Origin of the sequence: Oerskovia sp. Root22 (assembly GCF_001429135.1) — a bacterium.
In the GTDB taxonomy this organism is placed as follows: Bacteria; Actinomycetota; Actinomycetes; order Actinomycetales; family Cellulomonadaceae; genus Oerskovia; species Oerskovia enterophila.
Genome location: NZ_LMIL01000009.1, coordinates 178,172 through 200,357, shown reverse-complemented (window position 1 = coordinate 200,357; position 22,186 = coordinate 178,172). Strand labels below are relative to the sequence as shown.

Genomic DNA, 22,186 nt, shown 5'->3' with positions numbered 1-22,186 from the left:
GGCAACCGGCGCCTCTCCCTCCCGCACACCTCTATGCGGTACCCCCGCCCTGCGAGCAGCGCGGGGGATTCCCTCGTGCCTCGCCCGGGGCTCCCACGGTCCGTAGCGTGGTGCGTCCGGTACGACGACGGTCAGGGGGCCCGAGGGCCCACGAGCCAGTCTCCACTGTCTCGGCCCTGACCGCCAGGGTGACACGAGGCCGGAGGTCGGTTCGCACCGACCTCCGAGCAGCGGCAAGGCGTCCGGGGACGCCGTCGGTCGAGCCTCGGCCCGCCCGGCGGCGTCCCCGTCCCCCTCGTCAGGTCAGCCGACCCCGCCGTACGCGACGGTCCGGTCGACGCTCACCTTCTTCCCGTCCACGGTCCTGGTCACGGTGACCGTGACCTCACCCGCGGGGATCGTCGCGGCCCGAGCGTTGAAGCTCTGGCTCGCACTCTTGCCCGGCAGCACGCCGACGAACGTCTTGGTGCCGAAGGGCGTCGTGACGGCGACGTCGACCGGGACGTCCTCCTCGTTGACGGCGCGCACCGACAGGAGCACCGAGGCGCCGCTGCGCTTGGCCGAGGCCTCGGCCGAGAAGGCGATCTCCGGGGCAGGCTCGGCGCACGTGAACCTCGCGTCGCCCCACACGCCGTGCGCGCCGTTGATGGCGCCCGGGCTCGTGGGGTCGACGACCAGGTCGATGTACTGGGCACCCGTGACGTCGACCGAGACCTGCTCGGTCGGGAAGCCCGCCTGGAACGTGGTGCCCTGGTACCGGTTGGCGCCGTCGACGTCCACCTTGAAGATCACCGACCCCTTGAAGGGGTCCTCGAGCCCGACGTCCGCGGTGAACGCCGTGCACTGCCCGCCGAGGTAGTACGTGACCTTCGACGCCGCGTGAACGCCCAGCCCCTTGGTGTAGGTCTTCTTGAGCTCGGGCGTCGTGTTGATGACGAGCGGCTTGTCCGGAGAGGAGGCCGAGTCCTTGTTGGCGACGTCCTTGCCGATCACGCCGTAGCCGTTGGTCGCCGACGTCCACGTGAGGTCGGAGGCCCAGACCGTCCCCTGCGGTGCCTCCGGCAGCCCGAGCGTGGCGACCTTCATCGCGAACAGCTTCGCGTTGGTCTGCACCGGGAACGTGACGGACCGCAGCTCCTTGGCCGGGTTGAGGATCACGGTGTCGGAGTAGACCTGGTACGTGTACGTCGGGTACTCGTACCCCGCCGGGTTGTTCTTGTTGTTGCGGCCCTGGCTCGCGACCGCGACGCTCGACCCGTTCAGACCGCCCTGGAGCAGCCAGTTCGGGAAGAAGAACGACTGCTTGGACGTGGTGCCGTCCGCGTACGTGATGGTCACCTCTGGAGTGACGCCAGCCCCGGCGGACGCCGAGCCGAGGAACGCGAGGTGCGTCCCCTTGCCCGAGAGCGCGACCGTCTGACCGTCGAGGGCCATCGAGTTGGCGACGCCCGGCGCTGCCGCGGGCCACGTGTACTCGATGATGTCCTCGCCGCTCGTCACGGTCAGGGGTTCGCCCCACGTGGCCCCGGCGGCCGCGAGCGCGTCCTCCGAGAACGAGGCTCCCCCGCCGTCGAAGTTGCCGGCGTCCTTGGTCGCGAGCGACGTGACGGACACGTGGTTGAAGGCTGCCGCCAGGGTGCCGTAGGCGACGTAGAGCTGGTTGGCCCCCGCCACCGTGCGCTCGTCGCCCGCCGCGTCGCGGTAGGTCGCACGCGCACCCACGGTCTGCTGCCCGGCCGCGGACCCCGCGGCCGGCGAGACCACCACGCGGGCCGTCACGCTCGCCCCCGGCGCGACCGAGGCCGCCGTCGTCCCGGTGCTGCTCACGAGCGTCCACCCCTGAGGGAGGACGGGTTCGATCACCAGGTCGGTCTTGGCCTTGGTGCCGGTGTTGGTGAACGTGAGCTCCGCCGTCGTCTCCTGCCCCTGGAAGACCTGGGCCGCGAGGCCCACGGTCACCGAAGCACGGCCCGCGTCGGAGTCCTTGCCGCCGACCGCGCTGGTCCCGGCCAGGACGACGGTCGCCGAGGCGTCGGACGAGATCGCGCCGAGCTTGACGCGGACCACACCACCCGGTGCCGACGCGTCGTAGAACCATCCCGTCGCGACGGACTCGAGGGCCGCCGCGTCGGCGACCTGCGTGAGCGCCGCTCCCCCGACCGTGACACCCGAGGGCGCCGAGCCGGTGTGGACGTCGAGCAGGTACGGGCGCGCCGCAGCCTTGCCCGCGTAGTCCCCGACCCGCTCGCCGACCGTGACCGTCACGTCACCACCGTCCTGCTCGGGGGCCGAGACCGTGAGCTCCTGGGACGACGTCGCGTCGTCCTTGTAGGCACGCGTGAGCTTGTCGTCCTCGTACAGCGTGAAGCTCTCGTCGCCCTGGGGGTAGACGTCGAGCGTGATCGCCGAGTCCTCGGGCACGAGCGACGCGTTGCGCGCCACCGGGCCCTGCGGGACGACCGCACCCGCCCGCACGAACACGGGCAGCGTGTCGAGCGGGGCGCTGTACCCGTTGAGCACGCGACCGCCGTCGAGCACGTCGCCCGTCCAGTAGTCGACCCAACGCCCCTCGGGCAGGTAGATCCCGTTGCGGATCTCCGAGTCGGAGAACACGGGCGCGACGAGGAAGTCCTCGCCGAGCAGGAACTCGTTGTTCGCCTCGGCCCCGTAGGACATGGGGTCCTGCGGGTACTCGAGCGCGAGCGAGCGCATCATGGGCGTGCCCGTCTCGTGGGACCCGGCCGCGAGCGTGTAGATGTACGGCATGAGCCTCTGCCGCAGCTGGAGGTACTTGCGGTTGATCTCGGTGGCCTCGTCGCCGTAGAGCCACGGGCGCTTGTCGACCGACGCCCAGCCGCTCATCGAGTACAGGGCCGGCGCGAAGGCCTTCCACTGCAGGTCGCGCACGTAGGACTTCGTCGACCCACCGAAGATCCCGTCGACGTCACCCGTGCTGAACGCGAGCCCCGAGTTCCCGGCCCCCGTGAGCGCCGAGATCTGCCAGCGCACCGCGTCGAGGTTGCCCGAGTGGTCACCCGTCCACTGCATGCCGCACCGCTGCGACCCCGCCCATCCCTCGACCATGAGGGACGTGCCGCGCGCGTCCGAGTAGTCCTCGAAACCCTTGTAGGCGGACTCGCAGCCCGTCAGCGCCATGCGGTAGCCGTTGCCGACCCACGCGACGTCGAGCTTGCGCATGCGCACGCCCGCCTCGCCGACCTCGTACTCCTGGTTCGTGAGCGACCGCTGGGTCCACAGGCCCGTGACCAGGTCCGAGTCCTCGGCGATCTGGGCGACCGTCTCCGGCAGGTCCTGGTACTCGCAGCCGTAGCCGTCGTTGACGAGCATCCAGCCCGCCGGCATGTCGTTCTCCTTGAAGCGCGCGGCCGTGATCGCCGCCTGCGGCGTCTTCTGCTTGATCCCCTCCGGGTCGCCGAAGCCCGACGACGAGTACGTGGGGTTGGAGCGGTTGTAGCAGTCGGCGTCCCCGTACTCGAGGGCGTAGACGGGCGGCATGAGGGGGCGGCCCGTGAGCTGGGTGTAACCGTCGAGCGCACCCTTGTAGTCGCCGACGAAGTAGTAGGCGTCGAAGCGCCGCTCCTCGTGGGTCGTCGTGGCCTCGTCCGTGAAGGCGTAGGTGCCTCGGGCGAACGTGTTGCGCAGAGCTCCGTAGCCGTTCGACGTCATGTAGTACGGCACCGCGTTGGGGTAGCCGTCGTCGTCCCAGTCGAAGTTCCGCGCGATGTTGATGGTCGCGCCCGTGTGGATCGAGCGGCCGTTCTGCATGCCGCCGCCGAGGAACTGCTCGTCCGACGCCGTGCGCAGGTGCTGGGTCGCGGACGAGGCACCGAACGAGAGGGGTGCCGACTCGTCCCAGACCACCGAGCCGTCGGTACGCACGAGCGTCATGCGGCCCGTGGCCTTGTCGATCTTCAGGGTGACCTTCGCGGTCGCGAGCGTGATGGTCGCGCCGTCGGTCACGGTCGGCGTGGTGCCTGCGAACTCGTCGAGCCCGACGACGATGTTCGCCGTGCGTGTCGCGTCGCCCTGGGGCGTGTTCGCCGGGTCGGAGAACGTCCCCGAGGGGTCGGCCTCGACGCGCAGCGTCTCGTCGTCGAGGAACGTCACCCGGTAGGCGCCGGTGCCCGCCGTGAGAGTCACCTTGTTGCCGACGGCCGTGACCTGGGAGATCGCCCCGAGCGGCTTGCCCGCCGCATCCACGGGGACCTCGGGGGTCACGGGCTTGGGGGCGGCGGCTGCCGCGAGCGAGGTCGCTGCCGGCGCGGCGGGTGCCGCGCCGGCAGGGACGGAGACGAGGCCCGTGCCCACGAGCGCCAGTGCGGCGATCGAGGCAGCGAGGACTCGGGATGAAGGCGGTGCGCCGCGACGGGGGGTCGCGGGGCGGCGCTGTACGACCGGTTTCATTGAGCTCCCTTGCCTAATGACTGGTTGTGCGTGTTTTAGCCTTGAACCACGCACTAAGAATCAGTCACCTCGACGCCGGAGGCAAGAGATACGGAAGTACTAGCGCAGATGTACAACTTTCAACCAGGCCTCGGTGAGGAGGTCGTGGCCCGCGGGCGTGGGGTGGACTCCGTCGTACGCCCACGCCTGGGGACCCAGCCCGCTCGTCGCGACGGCCTGGGCGAAGGGCCCGTCGGTCGCCACGAGCGGCAGGCCGTAGGACTCGGCGAGCCGGCGCACGACCTGGATCTTCGGGTCGAGGTCCTCGCGCCAGCCCCACTGCTCCGGGCGCACGGGCACCAGGAACGGCTCGACCAGGACGAGCGCCGCCCGCGGCGCACCGGCGAGCGTGCGGTCGAGCAGGTCGCGATACCCGGCCTCGAAGTCCTCGGCACTCGTCTCGTCGCCCGCGTCGTAGCGGCGCCAGGTGTCGTTGATGCCGATCTTGATCGAGACGAGGTCGGGCTCCAGCGCGAGGACGTCCTGGTCCCAGCGCGCCTGGAGGTCGACCACCCGGTGGCCACCCACCCCCCGGTTCAGGACCGTGACGCCGCGACGCCCGCACACGCCCGCGACACGGGCCGCATAGCCGTGCCCCAGGCCGAACTCCCCCTCGGCGAGGCGACCCGCGTCGGTGATCGAGTCACCGATCAGCACGACCCGCGAGCCCGGGCCGAGCGACGGGCCGCTCATGCGACACCGCCCCGCACACCCTGGGACTCCTGGGCACCGGCGGCCGTTGCCGCGGCGACGCGCCCCTCCTCGACCGTCGAGGCCATCTGAGTGAGCGCGTCCCGGAGGGGCGCGTAGTGCGCGACGACGGCGTCGCGGTAGGCCTCGGCGTCCCCGGCCTCGGCAGCGCGGAGCATGGCCCCGTGCGCCTTGGCCGTGAGGTCGATCTGGTCGGGGGCCGGCAGGCCGAGCTTGGGCGAGACGACCTGGTGCACGTCCCAGAAGGCGGTGCCGAGCTGGGCCACCAGGAAGTTGTCGAGGTGGGCGAGCAGGTGCGAGTGGAACGCGCGGTCCTCCTCGAAGAAGTCCTCGCCCGCGCGCGCCTTGCGCTCCATCTCCGCGACGAGCCGCTCGAGCTCGGGGTTCCTGCTCCCGGCCATCTCCGTGACGATCTGCTCGGCCATCGAGATGTCGAGCGCCTGGCGGACCTCGACGACCTCGCGCAGCGCCGAGAAGTCGTCCCCCGGGATCAGGACCCCGCGGAAGACGAGCCCCTCGACCAGCGGCTTGAGCGAGAGCTGCCCCACGTACGTGCCGTACCCGTGCCGCACCTCGACGATGTCGAGCGCCGCGAGCGTCCGGATCGCCTCCCGGACGTTCGACCGGCTGACGCCGAGCAGCGAGCACAGCTCGGCCTCGGTGGGCAGCAGGTCACCGGGCCGCAGGTGGGCCCGCAGGATGTACTCCTTGATCTGCTCCGTCGTCGTCGGGGGACGAACCCCCTGTCGAGCGAATCCCCCATGATCCACGGGATCGGTAGCTGTCATGCGCCTTGACCTCCTCAGGAATTGCCTCTACCGTTCAACCCTACCAGCGTCAGACATCAGACGTCCTATATCTGGAGAGTTCATGGCTACCTCGATGGCGAATAGCACGAACGCGACCGACACCTCTCGCCGCAGCTTCCTCAAGCTCGCCGGAGTGATCGGCGCCGGAGCAGTCCTGGCGAGCGCGGTCGCCGCCTGCGGCGGACCTGCGTCCACCTCGGCCGACCCGCAGACCACCCCCGCCGGCAGCGGGGCCAAGCCCAACCTCGACGGCACGATCGAGGCCGGCATCTCGTACGCCCTGTCCACGGGCTTCGACCCCATGACGACGTCGGGCGCCGTGACCATGGCCGCCAACTGGCACGTCCTCGAGGGGCTCGTCGAGCTCGACCCCGCAGCCCGCACGCCCTACGCCGCGCTCGGCAAGGAGCTGCCCAAGAAGATCGACGAGACCACCTGGGAGGTCACGCTCCGCGACGGGGCCACCTTCCACGACGGCTCCCCCGTCACGACCGACGACGTCGTCTTCAGCTTCAACCGCGTCCTCGACCCGGCGAACGCCTCGCTCTACTCCCAGTTCCTGCCGTTCCTCGCCTCGGTCGCGGCCAAGGACGACAAGACGGTCACGTTCACGCTCAACTACCCGTTTGGGCTGTTCGTCGACCGCGTCTCGGTCGTCAAGATCGTCCCGAAGGCCATCGTCGAGGCCGACCCCAAGGCGTACGACTCGCTGCCCGTCGGCACCGGCCCGTACAAGCTCACGAGCGCCACAGTCGACGACAAGATCACGTTCGAGCGCTTCGACGCGTACAACGGTTCGCGCCCGGCGCTCGCCAAGGCCATGACCTGGAACCTGCTCTCCGACGCGGCCGCCCGCGTGACCGCGGTCGAGTCGGGTCGCGTCCAGTCGATCGAGGACGTGCCCTACCTCGACGTCGAGCGCCTCTCCAACGCCGTCACGGTCGAGTCGGTCCAGTCGTTCGGCCTGCTCTTCATGATGTTCGACTGCACCAAGGCGCCGTTCACGGACAAGCGCGTGCGCCAGGCGTTCTTCCACGCGCTCGACATGGACAAGATCATCAGCACGGGCCTGCTGGGCAACGCGACCGCGGCCACGAGCTTCCTGCACAAGGAGCACCCGTCCTACGTCGAGGCCGGCACGGTCTACACGTACGACCCGGCCAAGGCCAAGAAGCTCCTGACCGACGCGGGCGTGAGCGACCTGTCGATCACCCTCCTGACGACCGACACGAGCTGGGTCAAGGACGTCGCCCCGCTCATCAAGGAGGACCTCGACGCGGTCGGGATCTCCACGACGCTCGACATCGGCCAGTCCGGCGGCCAGTACAAGAAGGTCGACGACGGCCAGCTCGAGGTCATGGTCGCCCCGGGCGACCCGTCGGTCTTCGGCAACGACCCCGACCTCCTCCTGCGCTGGTGGTACTCGGGCTCGGTGTGGCCGGTCAAGCGCTACCGCTGGGCCAGCACGCCCGAGTTCGCCGAGGTCACGCGCCTGCTCGACGCGGGCGCTGCCGAGCAGGACGCGACCAAGCAGAAGAAGACCTGGGGCGAGATCTACGACATCCTCTCGGACGAGGTCCCGCTCTACCCGCTGCTGCACCGCAAGCTCCCCACGGCCTGGGAGGACTCCGCGCTCACCGGGTTCAAGCCCATCCCCGTCACGGGCCTGTCCTTCCTGGACGTCTCCCGCACCGCCTGACGTCCCCGTGTTCCGGGTGGCGGCGGCGCCCCTCCCTGCGCCGCCGCCACCCACCCCGACCCCGAGGAGTACCGCGTGACCGCGCTCCTACGACTGACCGGACGACGTCTGCTCGCCCTGCCCGTCATGATCCTGGGCATCACCCTGCTCGTCTTCGTCGTCATGCAGTTCGCGCCCAGCGACCAGGCGACCAACGCCCTCGGCGAGTCCGCCACGGACGCGGCCAAGGAGGCCTATCGCGCCGCGAACGGTCTGAACGACCCGATGCTCGTGCAGTACGGCAACTTCCTCGCCGGCCTCGTGCGCGGCGACATGGGCATGACCGTGCCGCCCTCCCAGCCCGTGAGCGAGCTCATCTCGAACGCGTTCCCGCTCACCCTCCAGCTGACCTTCATGGGGCTGGCGATCGCCGTCGTGCTGGCCCTGGTGCTCGGCGTGAGCGCCGCGCTCTACCGCGACCGGTGGCCCGACCAGGTCATCCGCGTCCTGTCGATCGCGGGCGTCGCGACGCCGTCCTTCTGGCTCGCGATCCTCCTCATCCAGCAGTTCTCGCTGCGCCTCGACTGGTTCCCCTCGGGCGGCTACACGAATCCCGCGGACGACTTCGGGATGTTCCTCGCCTCGATGTTCCTGCCCGCGCTCTCCCTCGCGATCCCCGTCGCGGCGTCGCTGACCCGCGTGGTCCGCACCGCCATGGTCGAGGAGCTCGACCGCGACTACGTGCGCACCGCGATCGGCTCGGGCCTGCCCCGCGGCGTCGTCGTGGGACGCAACGTCCTGCGCAACGCGCTCATCACGCCCATCACGGTGCTGGGCCTGCGCGTCGGCTACCTCATGGGTGGCGCGGTGATCATCGAGGTCATCTTCGACCTGCCCGGGATGGGCAAGCTCATCCTCAACGGCGTGACCGCGAGCGACACGGCCCTGGTGCAGGGAGTGACGCTGACCGTCGCCCTGACCTTCGTGGTCGTCAACATCCTGGTCGACCTCCTCTATCTCGTCGTCAACCCTCGAATCCGGACGGTGTGACATGCGTCGGAAGCTGACAGAACGACTGTCCCGCCCGGGTCTGCGCCTCGCCGCTCTCCCCCTGGGCTCCAAGATCGCCCTGGCGTTCGTGCTCCTGGTCGCGCTCCTGGCGATCTTCGCCCCGCTCGTCGCGGCCTACGACCCGCTGCAGTCGGGCACCCCGGCCCAGCCGCCCTCGGGCGAGCACTGGTTCGGCACGGACCGCACGGGTCGCGACATCTTCTCGCGCATCGTCTACGGTGCTCGCTACTCGCTCGTGATCGGCCTGGGGGCCACTGCCGTGGCCCTGGTCGCCGGTGCGATCCTCGGCTCGGTCGCCGCGACGGCCCACAAGGCCGTGAGCGAGACGCTCATGCGCATCCTCGACATCATCATGGCCTTCCCGGGCATCGCCCTGGCCGTGGTCTTCGTGGCCGTGTGGGGCAAGTCCCTGCCGGTCCTCATCTTCACGATCGCGTTCCTCTACACCCCGCAGATCGCCCGCATCGTCCGCGCCAACGTCCTGAGCCAGTTCGGCGAGGACTACGTGTCGGCCGAGAAGGTCATCGGGGCGCGGACGTCGTTGATCCTGATGAAGCACGTGGCCCGCAACTGCATCGCCCCGATCATGGTGTTCGCGACCGTCCTGGTCGCCGACGCGATCGTGTTCGAGGCGAGCCTGTCGTTCATCGGCGCGGGCGTGCAGGACCCCGAGCCCTCGTGGGGCAACGTCATCGCCTACGGGCGCAACCTGCTGCTCAACGGCGGCTGGTGGGCGACGTTCTTCCCGGGCATGGCGATCCTCCTGACGGTCCTCTCGCTCAACGTCCTGTCCGAGGGCCTGACGGACGCGATGGTCCGCCCCGCGGCCCGCAAGCCGGCCGAGGCTCGTGCCGCGGCCGCTGCGTCCGAGGACGCCGCGCACGCCACGGACCCGCTCACGGAGCCCGACGCCGACGCTCCCCTCGAGTACTCGGGTGCGGCCGACCTGCGCGAGCCTCGCGTGCTCGACGAGCTGGTCGCGGACACCTCGGTCATCCCCGACCCGCAGCTCGCGGTCGCGGCGGCCGCCGCCCAGCGCGAGGCCCTCGCGGTCCAGCTCGAACGCCTGCGGGTGGCCGAGCGCGAGCGCTCCGACCGCCTGGTCTACACGGGCGACGCCGCTCCCCTGCTCGAGGTCAAGAACCTCTCGATCCGGTTCCCCGAACGGCACGGCGACGTGGCGGTCGTGGACGACATCAGCTTCGCGGTGCGCCCCGGGGAGACCATGGCGCTCGTGGGCGAGTCGGGCTGCGGCAAGTCGCTCACGAGCCTCGCGGTCATGGGCCTGCTGCCCGCTTCCGCGCAGGTCACGGGCGAGATCCTCCTCGACGGCGTGGACCTGCTCACGGCGACCCCGGCCCGCCGGAACGCTCTGCGCGGCCACGAGATGGCCATGGTCTACCAGGACGCGCTCAGCTCGCTCAACCCGTCGATGCTGATCCGCACCCAGATGGCGCAGCTCGTCAAGCGTGGCGGGACGCGCACCGCGGTCGAGCTCCTCGAGCTCGTGGGCCTCGACGCCCAGCGCACGCTCAAGAGCTACCCGCACGAGCTCTCGGGCGGCCAGCGCCAGCGCGTGCTCATCGCGATGGCACTGACCCGCGACCCACACCTGGTCGTGGCCGACGAGCCGACCACGGCCCTCGACGTCACGGTCCAGAAGCAGGTCGTGGACCTGCTCAACGAGCTGCGCGACGAGCTCGGGTTCGCCATGGTCTTCGTGAGCCACGACCTGGCGCTCGTCGCCTCGCTCGCGCACCGCGTGACGGTCATGTACGCGGGCCAGGTCGTCGAGTCGGCCCCCGTGCCGAGCCTGCTCATGAACCCCCAGCACGAGTACACGCGGGGTCTGCTCGGGGCGGTCCTGTCGATCGAGTCGGGCGCCGAGCGCCTGCACCAGATCCCCGGCACGGTCCCCTCCCCGCGCGACTTCGCGACGGGCGACCGGTTCGCGCCTCGGTCCTCCCGACCGCAGGACGCGTTCGTGCCCAGGCCCCCGCTGCGCACGCTGCCGGGGACCGACCACCGCTATGCGAGCCACACGGAGTCGACCGAGAGCGGTCTCCTCGTCCAGGAAGGTGCCCGATGAGCGACGACACGCCCGTGCTCGAGCTGAAGGACGTGCACGTGGTGCACAAGGCCCGCACCGGCAAGCTCTTCCGCCCGGACCGCGTCCACGCGGTCGCCGGGGTGGACATGGCCGTGCGGCGCGGCGAGACCATCGGGATCGTGGGTGAGTCGGGTTGCGGAAAGTCGACGCTCGCGAAGGTCATGGTGGGCCTCCAGGCCCCCACGAGCGGCGACGTGGTGTTCAACGGCCGCAGCGTGCTCAAGCGCAACGCCCGCACCCGCAAGGAGTTCGGGCGCGCGATCTCGATCGTGTTCCAGGACCCGTCGACGGCCCTCAACGGCCGCATGCTGGTGCGCGACATCCTGCGCGACCCGCTCGACGTGCACGGGATCGGCTCGCCGCGCGACCGCGAGAAGCGCGTGTCCGAGCTGCTCGATCTCGTGGGTCTTCCCCAGTCGGCCCTCGACGTGCTGCCGAGCCAGGTCTCGGGCGGCCAGCGCCAGCGCGTGGCGATCGCCCGCGCCCTGGCACTGGACCCGGACGTGATCGTCGCGGACGAGCCCACGTCGGCGCTCGACGTCTCGGTGCGGGCCCAGGTGCTCAACCTGCTGACCGACCTCAAGGCGCGCCTGAACCTCGGGCTCGTGTTCATCTCGCACGACATCCAGACCGTCCGGTACGTCTCGGACCGCATCGCGGTCATGTACTTCGGGAAGGTCGTCGAGGAGGGCACGGCCGAGGAGGTCTTCGACCACCCGACGAACGACTACACCCGGACCCTGCTCGGCGCCGCGCCGACGCTGCTCTGACGGTCCCCCCTCATCCACCCGGTGCCGGGCGGTCGTCCCGCCCGGCACCACCGCACCATCCTTGGAGTCCGCTGTGCCCACCCCGACCACGCCCACCTTCTCCGGCGTCATCCCTCCCGTCGTCACGCCTCTCACGGCGGACGGCGAGCTCGACCGCGCATCGTTCGAGCGCGTCATCACCAGCCAGCTCGACGCGGGCGTGCACGGCCTGTTCGTGCTCGGCTCGTCCGGTGAGGTCGCCTATCTCGACGACGCCCGTCGCTCCCAGGTCATGGAGGCCGCCGTCGAGATCACGGCCGGCCGCGTCCCCGTCATGGCAGGCGTGATCGACCTGACGACGCACCGCGTCGCGGACCAGGTCCGGCGCGCGGTCGACGCGGGCGTCGACGCGGTCGTCGCGACCGCCCCGCTGTACATCCGCACGAACGACGAGGAGATCGAGCGTCACTTCCGCGGCGTGGCCGCGGCGAGCGACCTGCCGTTGTTCGCGTACGACGTCCCGGTGTGCGTGCACTCGAAGCTCGACCTGGACATGCTGGTGCGACTGGGCACCGAGGGCGTCATCGCAGGCGTCAAGGACTCGAGCGGCGACGACGTCGGCTTCCGCCGCCTGGTCGCGGCGAACCGTGCCGCCGGCAGCCCGCTGCGCCTGTTCACGGGTCACGAGGTCGTGGTCGACGGCATGCTGCTGCTCGGCGCCGACGGCGTGGTCCCCGGCCTCGGCAACGTCGACCCGGCGGGCTACGTGCGCCTGTGGGACGCGGCGCAGGCCGGCGACTGGACCGCGGCGCGCGACGAGCAGGACCGGCTCGCGGCCCTCTTCGAGATCGTCTTCCAGCCTCGCGGCTACAGCGGCGGCGCGAGCGGCCTCGGCGCGTTCAAGACCTCGCTCCAGCTCCTCGGCCTGATCGAGTCCAACGTCATGACGACGCCGGCCCCCGCCCTGGAGGGCGAGGTCGTCGACCAGATCAAGGTGATCCTCGCGGAGGCCGGGCTGCTGTGACGAGCTCCCCGATCAGCCACCGCACCGCCGTCGGGATCGACCTGGGCGGCACCAAGATCGCCGCCGGGCTCGTGCGCGACGACGGCACGGTCCTCGCCCGGGCCGGGGTCCCCACCCCTGCCCGGGAGGGGGCGGCCGCGATCCTCGACGCGGTCGCGCGCCTGGTCGGGCTCGTCCTGCCCGACGGCGCCGACGCGCCCGGGTCATCCGGCTCGCCCGACCTCCTGGTCGGGGTGGGCATCGGCTCGGCCGGGGTGATCGACTCGGGCCGCGGGACCGTGGTCTCGGCGACCGACGCCCTCACGGGCTGGGCCGGGACCGACCTCGCGGGCGGGGTCGCGGCGCGGCTCGCGGCCTCCGGCAGCCTCGCGGCGCGCCTGCCCGTGCTCGCCGAGAACGACGTGCACGCCCACGCGCTGGGCGAGCACTGGCTCGGCGCGTGCGCGGGGACGCGCACCGCGCTCGTGGTCGCCGCGGGCACGGGGGTCGGCGCGACGCTCCTGCTCGACGGCTCGCCCCAGCACGGCGCCCGGCACGTCGCGGGGCACCTGGGGCACCTTCCCGCGGCCGAGGCCGCAGGGCTCGCGTGCACGTGCTCACGCACGGGCCACCTCGAGGCCGTCGGGTCAGGTCCCGCGCTGCACGCGCTCTACCTGCGGCTCGGCGGCGACCCTGCGCACACGACGGCACGAGCGGTGTGCGAGGTCGCCGACGTCGACACGATCGCGCGGCACGCGGTCGTCGTCGCGGCGACCGCGCTCGGTCGCACGGTCGGCGGCGTCGCGAACATGCTCGACCCGGAGGTCGTCGTGGTCAGCGGCGGGCTCGCCGGGGCCGGGGCGCTCTGGTGGGACACCATGAGCGCCGCGCTCGCCTCCGAGCTCATGCCTCCGCTCGTAGGTCTGCCCGTGGTCCCGGCCGTGCTCGGCGGGGACGCTGCGGTCCTCGGTGCCGCCCGGCTCGCGCTCGCCGCGCACGACCGGACCCCTGGCGGTGCCACCGCCCTCCCGCACGACCCCGAGGTCGGCCTCGACCTCGTCACCGCTGTCCCGTCCGCCCCCTCGGCTCCCCGGAGGAACTCGTGACCGACCGCTCGTCGACACCGCCCGGCACCCCCGCCCAGGACCCCTTGATCGCCCTGCGCGGCGGGCTGGTCGTCTCGTGCCAGGCCTACCCGGGCGAGGCCATGCGCGACCCGCGCACCATGACCCAGGTCGCGCTCGCCGCGGTCGAGGGTGGTGCGGCGGGCATCCGCGTCCAGGGCATCGCCGACATCGAGCACGTCACGCGTGCGTTCGCGGAGCGCAGGATCACGGTGCCCGTCACGGGGCTGTGGAAGGACGGGTCCGACGGCGTCTTCATCACCCCGACCCTGCGCCACGCGGTCGCGGTCGCCGAGGCCGGCGCGACGATCGTCGCGATCGACGGGACCCGCCGCCCGCGTCCCGACCGCCTGAGCCTCGCGGGCACGGTCGCCGGGCTGCGCGAGCACACGTCCGCCCTCGTCATGGCCGACTGCGGGAGCCTCGACGACGCGCTCGCGGCCCTCGACGCCGGGGTCGACGTGGTCGGCACCACGTTGTCGGGGTACACGGGCGAACGTCCCCGCACCGACGGGCCCGACCTCGAGCTGCTCGCCGAGCTCGTCGACCGCCTCGACCTGCCCGTGATCGCCGAGGGCCGCGTCCACTCGCCCGCCCAGGCCCGGTCCGCTCTCGACGCGGGCGCGTGGGCAGTCGTCGTGGGGACCGCGATCACGCACCCCACGAGCATCACGGGATGGTTCGTCGACGCGCTGACGCGCTGACGCCCCCGCTCCTCCCGCCCGAACCCGCCCCGTCCTGGGTCGTCCGCACCGCCGCCGACGCCCCGGGCCCAGACCGGACGCCCTCGCCAGCACCACGGGTCGCGACGACCACGACGGTCCCGCACCCTCCCGCCCGACGCACGCTCCGCCGTCGGGCACCTCGCACCAGGAGCACCACAGACCGGACCCCCGCACCCGACTCGGTGCCGAGGCGGAGGTCCGCGCAGTGCTCGCCCCGCGCCCCGGGGCAGGCACAGCACCCGCAGGACCGCACCGTGCACCAAGAGCTCTGACCCGACGAAGCCAGGAGTATCTGATGCCACTGCACCCTTCCACCCCAGCGACCCCGCCCGACCCGCGCTCACCGGCGTGCGCCCGCCGCCGCGGGTCGCGCACGGCCCTCGCGGCCGGGCTGTCCCTGCTCCTCGTGGCGCCGGCCGTGAGCGCCCAGGCGTTCGACCCGTTCCCTCCCGCCGCGACCGACGGGCCGGGGACGTTCTCCGAGCAGACCCTCGCGGTCGGCGGCACGGGGGGCTACGCGAACTACCGCATCCCCGCCCTCACCACGACGAACGACGGCACGATCCTCGCCTCGTACGACGGGCGCCCGTTCAACGCGGGCGACGCCCCGCAGCCCAACTCGATCCTGCAGCGCGTGAGCCGTGACGGTGGCGCGACCTGGGAGCCCACGACCGTCGTGGCCGCGGGGTACGGGACGAACTCTTCCCCCGACAAGTACGGGTTCTCGGACCCCAGCTACGTCGTGGACCGCGAGACCGGCACCATCTTCAACTTCCACGTGAAGTCCTTCGACCAGGGCTTCGGCGGGTCGGCCACGGGCATCGACCCGACCAACCGCCAGATCCTGCACGCCGCGGTCAGCGTCTCCGAGGACGGGGGCGAGACCTGGGAGGGCCGCGTCATCACCGAGGGCGCCAAGGACCCGTCGTGGGCCGGCATCTTCGCGGCCTCGGGCGAGGGCATCCAGCTGCGCTACGGCGAGCACGCCGGACGCCTGGTCCAGCAGTTCACGGCCCGCACGGGCGGGACCTACAAGGCCTACAGCGTCTACTCCGACGACCACGGCGCCACGTGGGCGCACGGCGAGGCGTTCGGCACGGGCATGGACGAGAACAAGTCGGTCGAGCTCTCCGACGGGCGCGTCATGATGAACTCGCGCGACTCGGCGGGCAGCAAGTACCGCAAGATCGCGTTCTCGAGCGACGGCGGGCACACCTACGGCCCCGTCACGCTCGACCGCCAGCTCCCCGACCCGACCAACAACGCGTCGATCTCGCGCCTGTACCCCGACGCCCCCGAGGGCTCGGCCGAGGCGAAGATGCTGCTGTTCAGCAACTCCAACAGCACCACGGGCCGCGAGAACGTGACCGTACGTCTCTCGTGCGACGACGGTGCGACCTGGCCGGGCTTCCGGGTCGTCAACCCCGGGTCGGGCGCCTACTCGACGCTCTCGCCGCTCGGCGACGGGCGCTTCGGGCTCCTGTACGAGACGCAGGGCATGAACGCCATCTCGTTCGCGAGCTTCGACCAGGCGTGGCTGAACGCGACGTGCGCCTCGACCGTCGTGCCGGACACGACCGTCGCGACGGGCGCCACGGTCCAGGTCCCCGTCCGCGTCACCAACCAGAACCAGGCGCCGCTGGCCGCCTCGCGCCTGACGATCGACGCCCCCGTGGGCTGGAGCGCGACGACGGTCGACGTGCCGGCGCTCGCGGTCGGCGAGACCGCCACGGTGCAGGTCGCGCTCACGGCGTCCGCGACCGCTGCGGCGACCACGGCTGCCAACCCCGTCCGTGTCCAGAGCGTCCTGACCGCGGCCGACGGCACGCAGGCGCGTGCGTACGGCTACGTGACCGTGACCGGCGGCCCCGCGGGGGGAGCCGTGACCTCGCTCGCGGTGTTCGGGAAGTACACGACCGACCGTGACGTCGCGACCCAGCCGTACACGGTCGGCGAGCGCGTCCCCTACTCGTTCCGCGTCTACAACACCGGGACCACGGCCTACCGCTCGACCGCGACGGGCAACCTGACGAACCTCTCCCCGGGCTGCAACTGGAGCAGCCTGCCCGCGGGCGGCACCTACCTGTGCGCGCTCGCGTACCGCGTGGTGACGGCAGGCGACCTCGCGGACGGCTTCTTCGTCCCCGAGACCCGCTGGTACATGAACGCGGACCAGGCCTCGTCGGTCTCTCTCACGGGCGAGCCCGTCGACCTGGTCGACCGCCGTCCCTCGCTCGCGGTGACGGTCGGCGAGCCCACGGTCGAGGACACCGACGGGACCGGCTCGGTGAACGCGGGCGACGTCGTGGTCAACCAAGTCACGGTGCGCAACACCGGCAACGTGCGGCTGACGGGCGTCGGGGCCACGGGCCTGTGCACGCTGCCCGAGCTCGCGGCAGGAGCCGAGGCCTCGTGCGGCACGGTGCGACGCACCCTCACCGCGGCGGACGTCGCGGCAGGCTCGCTCGCGGGCCGGACCGTCACGGTGGACGCCGTGAACGGCGACCTCGCCGTGACCGGACGGGTCGACGTGGCGCCCTACGAGCTGCCCACGACTCCCGTCTCCCCCGTGGCCGTGGACGTCGCCGCGAGCGCCCAGTGCGTGGCGGGCAAGGTCCAGCTCACGGGCCGCGCGGTCAACGCCGGGGACGAGGCGGTGGACGTCACGATCCGCACGAGCGCGGGCTCCAAGTCGTTCGCGGGCGTGGAGGCCGGGCGCAGCGCGTCGCAGCGGTTCGCGACCCGTTCCGCCTCGGTCACGGCCGGCGAGGTCGCGTTCGACGTCATGGCCGGTGGGTCGACTGCGACCCTCGTCGCACCCTACGACGCGACGTCGTGCTGATCGGCGGCTGATCCGCGACTGATCCACCTCGGGGTGCGGCGCCCTGCCTGGCGCTGCACCCGCACCACAGACCTCGGCCCTCGTCCCCATGCCGGTGGGGACGAGGGCCGAGCCTCGCGCGGCACTGTCGCTAGGAGAGCACCACGACGACGACCGTCGCCCACCGCAGGTCGTCGAGGTAGACCCGGACGCGTGGCGAGTCGTCCTCCTCCGCCGCGACGACGACCCGCAACGAATCGTCCGTGGCCTCGAGGACGATCCTTCCGTTCCCGCCCTCGAACCGGCCGTCGAACACCAGGCTCAGGTCGGCAACCAGCGAACGCGGCGCCTTCGCGTCGAAGACGACGACCGTCACGGGGCCGTCGACGGCGCTCCGGACGATGACGCAGAGCGAGTCACCGTCGTGGTGAACGGGCCCGCCCGTGGGGTCGAACGTCTCGTGGACGGACTTGCTCCCGTCCTCGGCGACCACCAGGAGCCCTTGCTCGAAGAACGCGTCGAACGACGCAAGGAACCTCTTCTTCCCGAGAAACGTCCTCGAGAGGATGGTCGATCGCACAGAAGCGCTCCGCTCGTCCGGGCCTCGGGCACGACTGCCTCAGGCTCCCGGGGCATTCTCCCCTGCGAACGCAGCCCGCAGCGCGGGCATCTCGAGCTTGATCATCTGCATCATGACGCCCATCATCCGCGCCACGGCCTCCTGGTCGTCGGACTGAGCGAGCTCCTCGAACTCGACCGGCACGACCTGCCACGACAGCCCATAGCGGTCCTTGAGCCAGCCGCACTGCGACTCGGTGCCGCCGCCCGAGAGCAGGGCGTCCCAGTAGCGGTCGACCTCCGCCTCGTCCTCGCAGCGCACGATGAACGAGACGGCCTCGCTGAACGGGAACAGGTGGTCGGGGCCGCCGTTGATGAGGTTGAAGGGCTGCCCCTGCAACGTGAAGTCGATGGTGACGAGTGTGCCGTCGGGCATCCTCAGGGAGTCACCGACGGTGCTGTCGGGGAACACCGAGGTGTAGAAGGCCACGGCCTCCTCGAGTCCTCCGTTGAACCACAGGCTCGGGACGATCGGTCTCATCGCACTCCTCCTCCCGCGCGGCGCGCGGTGCGTCGCGCTCTTCAGGTTCGACCGGCAGGGACCGGCGAACTCATCGGTCGGCGCACCCGGTCAGGCGCGGCGGCGCGGCGGGCGCGTCAGGCGGCGGTCCGCAGGAACGTCCGCAGGGCCTCGACCACGAGCAGGTGGTCGTCGCGCTGGGCCAGGCCGGACACGGTCACGACGCCGATCACCCCGACGCCCTCGACCCGCAGCGGGAAGGCCCCGCCGTGGGCCGCGTACTCCTGGAGCGACAGCTCGTGCTGCGCCGTGAACGTCGTCCCCCTGGCCTTGGCGCGCAGCCCCATGAGGTACGACGACGCGCCGAACCGCTCGACCACGCGCACCTTGCGCTGGACCCAGGTGTCGTTGTCGGGCGTGGTGCCCTCGGTCGCGGCGTGGAAGACCTGCTGCGGCCCGCGGCGCACGTCGATCGTGATCGGCAGCGACCGCTCCGCGGCGAGCTCGACGAGCAGGCAGCCGAGCCGCCACGCGTCGTCGTGCGTGAAGCGCGTGAGCACAAGGTCGCGTTCGTGCTGCTCGGCCTCGGCGACGAGGCGGGCGAGGTCGGGGTTCTCGGGCTGGTCGTGAGTCATGGCGTCAGCCTGGCACGCCAGGGCTCGTCACGCCGAGGCCTTCTTGCGCGTCGTCTTCTTCGCGGGTTCCTTCGTCGAGGCGGGCGCCTTGGTCGAGGCGGCCTTGCCGCCCGAGGCGCGCGACGCCGTCGGGCGCTCGCTCTTCTTCTTCGTGGTGCCCGACGACGCAGCCTCCTTCGCTGGCACCTCACCCTTGGCGTCACCCGACTTCTTGCCGCGCGAGCTCTCGACGCTGCGGCGCAGCGCCTCCATCAGGTCGATGACCTCGGCGCCGTCGCCGCCCTTCTCCTCCTGCTCGCCGAAGGTCTCTTCGGTGCTGAACGTGTCCCCTGCTTCGATCTTGGCCTCGATGAGCTGGCGGAGCTGGGCCTGGTAGTCGTCCTGGTACTCCTCGGGCGTGAAGTCGGCCGCGAACGACTCGACGAGCTGCGACGACATCGCGAGCTCCTTGGCGCTGACCTTCGCGGGCTCGTCGAGCGTCGGGAACGCGGCCTCGCGCACCTCGTCGGCCCACAGCAGCGTCTGCAGCACCAGCACGTCGTCGCGCACGCGCAGCGCCGCGAGCCGCGTGCGCTGGCGCAGCGCGAACTTCACGATCGCGGTGCGGTCGGTCTCCTCGAGCGTGCGGCGCAGCAGCACGTAGGCCTTGTTCGAGGAGGAGTCGGGCTCGAGGTAGTAGCTGCGGTCCAGGAGCATGGGGTCGATCTGGTCGGTGGGCACGAACTCGACGACCTCGACCTCGCGACTCCGCTCGGCGGGCAGCGACCCCAGGTCCTCGGCCGTGAGCACGACCGTGCGCTCGCCGTCGTCGTACGCCTTGTCGATGTGCTCGTACGCCACGACCTCGCCGCAGACCTCGCACCGTCGCTGGTAGCGGATCCGACCGCCGTCCTTGTCGTGCACCTGGTGCAGCGGCACGTCGTGGTCCTCGGTCGCCGAGTACACCTTGATCGGCACGTTGACGAGACCGAACGTGATGGCACCCTTCCAGATGGCCCTCATGTCTCCATGGTGCTCCCGGGGCCGGGGGCTGGCGAGTCGTCAGACCATCTGGAGCCGGTGGTGCGGGCCCACGGGCAGCTCGACCCCGATCACGTCGCCGACCGTCTCGCCCCTGTGGGCGGCGCCCGGCATCATGGGCGCATGGCCGGCACCAGGTACGAGTTCGAGGCGGAGCTGTGGCGCTGGACCGCACGCAGCGACACGTGGGTCTTCGCGGCCCTGCCCACCGACGTCAGCGACGAGATCGCCGACTCCCCGCTGCCTCCGGCCGGGTTCGGGTCGGTCAAGGTCGAGGTCACGCTCGGCGGCTCGCGCTGGTCGACGTCGGTCTTCCCCGACGCGGAGCGCAGGACGTTCGTGCTGCCCGTCAAGGCCGCGGTGCGTCGGCGCGAGGCGGTCGACGTCGGGGACACCGTGCGGATCGCGGTCGAGACGCTGATCTAGCCCGCGACCCCTGAGGCGCCGCCGGTGCCCTCGGAACCGGGAGCGTCCGTGGCGCCCTGCCCTCCCCCCGTGCCCCGCAGGTAGGAGTCGAGCAGGTCCCACGAGGGCGTGAACGGTCCCGCCACCTTCTCCGTCTCGGGGCGGAGGTCCACGGTGTCGCGAGAGTGCTGGAGCACCTCGTCGTGCAGTCGCTCCATCTTCTCGTCGAGCGCGGAGGCCGCGAGCGAGGCCTCCTTGAGCTCGTCGAGCAGGCGCTGCGGGACGGCCTTGTCGTACTTGTAGTAGATCTTGTGCTCGAGGCTGGCCCAGAAGTCCATGGCGATGGTGCGGATCTGGATCTCGACGACCACGGGCTGCACGCGGTCTGACAGGAACACGGGCACCTCGACGATCAGGTGCAGGCTCTTGTACCCGTTGCCCTTGGGGTGGGAGATGTAGTCGCGCTCCTCGAGCACCACGAGGTCCTGCTGCGCCGCGATCATGTCGCGGACCTTGTAGATGTCGGACACGAAGCTGCACGTGACGCGCACGCCCGCGATGTCGAAGATCTCGGCACGCAGGGCCTCGATCGTCAGGTCCACGCCCTTGCGCCGCGCCTTGGCGAGCAGCGACTCGGGCGACTTGAGGCGCGAGGACACGTGCTCGATCGGGTTGTACTCGTGGGCGTAGGCGAACTCGTCGCGCAGGATGGTGATCTTGGTCATCACCTCGTCCATGCCGAACCGGTACGTCATCATCAGCCGCGTGAAGTGCTCCCGCAGGGCCCGTAGCTCTGCCCCGACCTGGGGTTCACCGCTCATGAGTTCCTCGCTGCTCGTGCTGACACCGACCATCTACCGTCGCACACCGCGCACCCCCGGAGGGACCACGTCCGCCCTCGCCCCCGGGCCGTCTCACGTCGTGGCGCGGGCCGAGGCAAGGGGCACTGCCCGGTCGCGGGCCCAACGGCCCAGTTCTCCGGGACCTACGTCCTGACCTGCCGGAACACTGTTGACGCTGTGTCAATAGCGGTCCTAGCGTCGGTGTCATCAGCTCGGGAAGGAGCCCCAGATGACCGACGCCACGAGGCCCAGACGCCGTCGTTCGGCGCCCGAGGTGCGGGCCGAGGAGATCGTCCTCGCGGCGCGCGACCTCTTCGCCGAGCAGGGCATCGCCCACACCTCGACCAAGGACGTCGCCGAGCGGGCGGGCGTCGCGCGAGGGCTCGTCTACTACTACTTCCCCGACAAGGACACGCTCGTCGACGCGGTGCTCGAGGGGTACGTCACCGAGTTCGTCGAGGCCGTGCACGCGTGGGACGCGGCCCGCGAGCCGGGCAACATCGACAAGGCGCTCGTCGACTGCGTCGCGATGTTCCGCACCCACCTGCGGTCGGTCGACCCGCTGCGCGACGACCTGCAGCGCGCCGAGCACACGGGGCTGTACAACCGGTTCCTCGACCGCGCCGTGCGCGCGGTCGTCGAGTGCGTCGAGGCCACCACGGTCGAGGCCTACGCGGCCCGGCACCAGGTCCGCATCGAGCACGTGCCCGAGACGTTCTACGTCCTGGTCTACGGCCTCGTGGGCCTGGCCCGGAACTGTCCCGAGGTCGACGACGCGGTGCTCGTGACGATCGTGCGGCAGGCACTGCACCTCGAGGGGGCGCGGGCCGATTCCGAGTGACGCGACAGCACGGACCACACCGGTGCGCCGGGGTCCGCGCCCGTCCACCTGGCGCACCTCCCCCACCCGCCGGGACGACACCTGCCGTCCCGCCGTCCTG

General features: G+C 71.4%; 18 protein-coding genes. 10 read left to right on the top strand and 8 right to left on the bottom strand.

Annotation, left to right across the window (positions count from 1 at the left end; all coding sequences use genetic code 11):
* Nucleotides 1-303 precede the first annotated feature (303 nt).
* The 3 genes from ASE15_RS11390 to ASE15_RS11380 form a co-directional block, all read right to left on the bottom strand.
* Nucleotides 304-4,329 (bottom strand): NPCBM/NEW2 domain-containing protein, encoded by a 4,026-nt coding sequence (locus ASE15_RS11390; protein ID WP_235534376.1) that lies wholly within the window; start codon nucleotides 4,327-4,329, stop codon nucleotides 304-306.
* A gap of 195 nt (nucleotides 4,330-4,524) precedes the next feature.
* Nucleotides 4,525-5,157, bottom strand: a complete 633-nt coding sequence (locus ASE15_RS11385; protein ID WP_056763379.1) for an SGNH/GDSL hydrolase family protein — start codon at nucleotides 5,155-5,157, stop codon at nucleotides 4,525-4,527.
* Complete coding sequence (locus ASE15_RS11380) at nucleotides 5,154-5,963, bottom strand: FadR/GntR family transcriptional regulator (RefSeq protein ID WP_082608883.1); 810 nt, start codon at nucleotides 5,961-5,963, stop codon at nucleotides 5,154-5,156. The genes ASE15_RS11385 and ASE15_RS11380 overlap by 4 nt, the downstream gene beginning before the upstream one ends.
* 94 nt (nucleotides 5,964-6,057) lie before the next feature.
* Between ASE15_RS11380 and ASE15_RS11375 the strand changes: the two genes are divergently transcribed.
* The 8 genes from ASE15_RS11375 to ASE15_RS11340 all read left to right on the top strand — a co-directional run bounded on the left by ASE15_RS11375 (nucleotide 6,058) and on the right by ASE15_RS11340 (nucleotide 17,286).
* Nucleotides 6,058-7,683, top strand: a complete 1,626-nt coding sequence (locus ASE15_RS11375; protein ID WP_056650715.1) for an ABC transporter substrate-binding protein — start codon at nucleotides 6,058-6,060, stop codon at nucleotides 7,681-7,683.
* Between the two features lie 75 nt (nucleotides 7,684-7,758).
* Nucleotides 7,759-8,712: an ABC transporter permease gene (locus ASE15_RS11370; RefSeq protein WP_139107857.1), complete on the top strand. Its 954-nt coding sequence runs from the start codon at nucleotides 7,759-7,761 to the stop codon at nucleotides 8,710-8,712.
* A gap of 1 nt (nucleotide 8,713) precedes the next feature.
* Nucleotides 8,714-10,822, top strand: a complete 2,109-nt coding sequence (locus tag ASE15_RS11365) for a dipeptide/oligopeptide/nickel ABC transporter permease/ATP-binding protein (protein ID WP_056650714.1) — start codon at nucleotides 8,714-8,716, stop codon at nucleotides 10,820-10,822.
* Entirely contained in the window at nucleotides 10,819-11,613 is a 795-nt protein-coding gene (locus ASE15_RS11360; RefSeq protein ID WP_056650711.1) for an ATP-binding cassette domain-containing protein, read from the top strand. Before ASE15_RS11365 ends, ASE15_RS11360 begins: the two co-directional genes overlap by 4 nt.
* A 73-nt stretch (nucleotides 11,614-11,686) precedes the next feature.
* Nucleotides 11,687-12,616 carry a dihydrodipicolinate synthase family protein gene (locus ASE15_RS11355; RefSeq protein ID WP_056650709.1) on the top strand — a complete coding sequence of 310 codons (930 nt, stop codon included), beginning with the start codon at nucleotides 11,687-11,689 and terminating at the stop codon, nucleotides 12,614-12,616.
* Nucleotides 12,613-13,701 (top strand): ROK family protein, encoded by a 1,089-nt coding sequence (locus ASE15_RS11350; protein ID WP_235534375.1) that lies wholly within the window; start codon nucleotides 12,613-12,615, stop codon nucleotides 13,699-13,701. The genes ASE15_RS11355 and ASE15_RS11350 overlap by 4 nt, the downstream gene beginning before the upstream one ends.
* Nucleotides 13,698-14,423 carry an N-acetylmannosamine-6-phosphate 2-epimerase gene (locus ASE15_RS11345; protein ID WP_056763377.1) on the top strand — a complete coding sequence of 242 codons (726 nt, stop codon included), beginning with the start codon at nucleotides 13,698-13,700 and terminating at the stop codon, nucleotides 14,421-14,423. Before ASE15_RS11350 ends, ASE15_RS11345 begins: the two co-directional genes overlap by 4 nt.
* Nucleotides 14,424-14,739: 316 nt before the next feature.
* The gene (locus ASE15_RS11340; RefSeq protein ID WP_056763375.1) at nucleotides 14,740-17,286 is read left to right on the top strand and encodes a sialidase family protein; all 2,547 of its coding nucleotides are present in this window, start codon (nucleotides 14,740-14,742) and stop codon (nucleotides 17,284-17,286) included.
* Nucleotides 17,287-17,416: 130 nt separating this feature from the next.
* On the opposite strand, the gene ASE15_RS11335 is transcribed toward ASE15_RS11340, so the two are convergent.
* The 4 genes from ASE15_RS11335 to ASE15_RS11320 all read right to left on the bottom strand — a co-directional run bounded on the left by ASE15_RS11335 (nucleotide 17,417) and on the right by ASE15_RS11320 (nucleotide 19,980).
* Nucleotides 17,417-17,845 (bottom strand): hypothetical protein, encoded by a 429-nt coding sequence (locus tag ASE15_RS11335; protein ID WP_056650700.1) that lies wholly within the window; start codon nucleotides 17,843-17,845, stop codon nucleotides 17,417-17,419.
* Between the two features lie 39 nt (nucleotides 17,846-17,884).
* The gene (locus ASE15_RS11330) at nucleotides 17,885-18,364 is read right to left on the bottom strand and encodes a VOC family protein (protein WP_056650697.1); all 480 of its coding nucleotides are present in this window, start codon (nucleotides 18,362-18,364) and stop codon (nucleotides 17,885-17,887) included.
* Nucleotides 18,365-18,480: 116 nt separating this feature from the next.
* Nucleotides 18,481-18,978: a heme-degrading domain-containing protein gene (locus ASE15_RS11325; RefSeq protein ID WP_056650694.1), complete on the bottom strand. Its 498-nt coding sequence runs from the start codon at nucleotides 18,976-18,978 to the stop codon at nucleotides 18,481-18,483.
* Between the two features lie 27 nt (nucleotides 18,979-19,005).
* Nucleotides 19,006-19,980 carry a Ku protein gene (locus tag ASE15_RS11320; RefSeq protein ID WP_056650690.1) on the bottom strand — a complete coding sequence of 325 codons (975 nt, stop codon included), beginning with the start codon at nucleotides 19,978-19,980 and terminating at the stop codon, nucleotides 19,006-19,008.
* 141 nt (nucleotides 19,981-20,121) lie between these two features.
* On the opposite strand from ASE15_RS11320, the gene ASE15_RS11315 reads away from it, so the two are divergent.
* Nucleotides 20,122-20,424, top strand: a complete 303-nt coding sequence (locus tag ASE15_RS11315) for a DUF1905 domain-containing protein (protein ID WP_056650687.1) — start codon at nucleotides 20,122-20,124, stop codon at nucleotides 20,422-20,424.
* Here the strand turns inward: ASE15_RS11315 and ASE15_RS11310 are convergent.
* Nucleotides 20,421-21,224: a GTP pyrophosphokinase family protein gene (locus tag ASE15_RS11310; protein WP_082608922.1), complete on the bottom strand. Its 804-nt coding sequence runs from the start codon at nucleotides 21,222-21,224 to the stop codon at nucleotides 20,421-20,423. The two genes, ASE15_RS11315 and ASE15_RS11310, sit on opposite strands and share 4 nt — an antisense overlap.
* Before the next feature lie 250 nt (nucleotides 21,225-21,474).
* Between ASE15_RS11310 and ASE15_RS11305 the strand changes: the two genes are divergently transcribed.
* The gene (locus tag ASE15_RS11305) at nucleotides 21,475-22,086 is read left to right on the top strand and encodes a TetR/AcrR family transcriptional regulator (protein ID WP_056650684.1); all 612 of its coding nucleotides are present in this window, start codon (nucleotides 21,475-21,477) and stop codon (nucleotides 22,084-22,086) included.
* The last annotated feature ends 100 nt before the right edge of the window (nucleotides 22,087-22,186 follow it).

What these genes read in the sequence shown, in the direction of transcription:
- ASE15_RS11385 (WP_056763379.1), bottom strand. Translation starts at nt 5,157, where the DNA reads ATGAGCGGCCCGTCGCTCGGCCCGGGCTCGCGGGTCGTGCTGATCGGT.
- ASE15_RS11380 (WP_082608883.1), bottom strand. Translation starts at nt 5,963, where the DNA reads ATGACAGCTACCGATCCCGTGGATCATGGGGGATTCGCTCGACAGGGG.
- ASE15_RS11375 (WP_056650715.1), top strand. Translation starts at nt 6,058, where the DNA reads ATGGCGAATAGCACGAACGCGACCGACACCTCTCGCCGCAGCTTCCTC.
- ASE15_RS11365 (WP_056650714.1), top strand. Translation starts at nt 8,714, where the DNA reads ATGCGTCGGAAGCTGACAGAACGACTGTCCCGCCCGGGTCTGCGCCTC.
- ASE15_RS11360 (WP_056650711.1), top strand. Translation starts at nt 10,819, where the DNA reads ATGAGCGACGACACGCCCGTGCTCGAGCTGAAGGACGTGCACGTGGTG.
- ASE15_RS11340 (WP_056763375.1), top strand. Translation starts at nt 14,740, where the DNA reads ATGCCACTGCACCCTTCCACCCCAGCGACCCCGCCCGACCCGCGCTCA.
- ASE15_RS11330 (WP_056650697.1), bottom strand. Translation starts at nt 18,364, where the DNA reads ATGAGACCGATCGTCCCGAGCCTGTGGTTCAACGGAGGACTCGAGGAG.
- ASE15_RS11325 (WP_056650694.1), bottom strand. Translation starts at nt 18,978, where the DNA reads ATGACTCACGACCAGCCCGAGAACCCCGACCTCGCCCGCCTCGTCGCC.
- ASE15_RS11320 (WP_056650690.1), bottom strand. Translation starts at nt 19,980, where the DNA reads ATGAGGGCCATCTGGAAGGGTGCCATCACGTTCGGTCTCGTCAACGTG.
- ASE15_RS11315 (WP_056650687.1), top strand. Translation starts at nt 20,122, where the DNA reads ATGGCCGGCACCAGGTACGAGTTCGAGGCGGAGCTGTGGCGCTGGACC.
- ASE15_RS11310 (WP_082608922.1), bottom strand. Translation starts at nt 21,224, where the DNA reads ATGAGCGGTGAACCCCAGGTCGGGGCAGAGCTACGGGCCCTGCGGGAG.
- ASE15_RS11305 (WP_056650684.1), top strand. Translation starts at nt 21,475, where the DNA reads ATGACCGACGCCACGAGGCCCAGACGCCGTCGTTCGGCGCCCGAGGTG.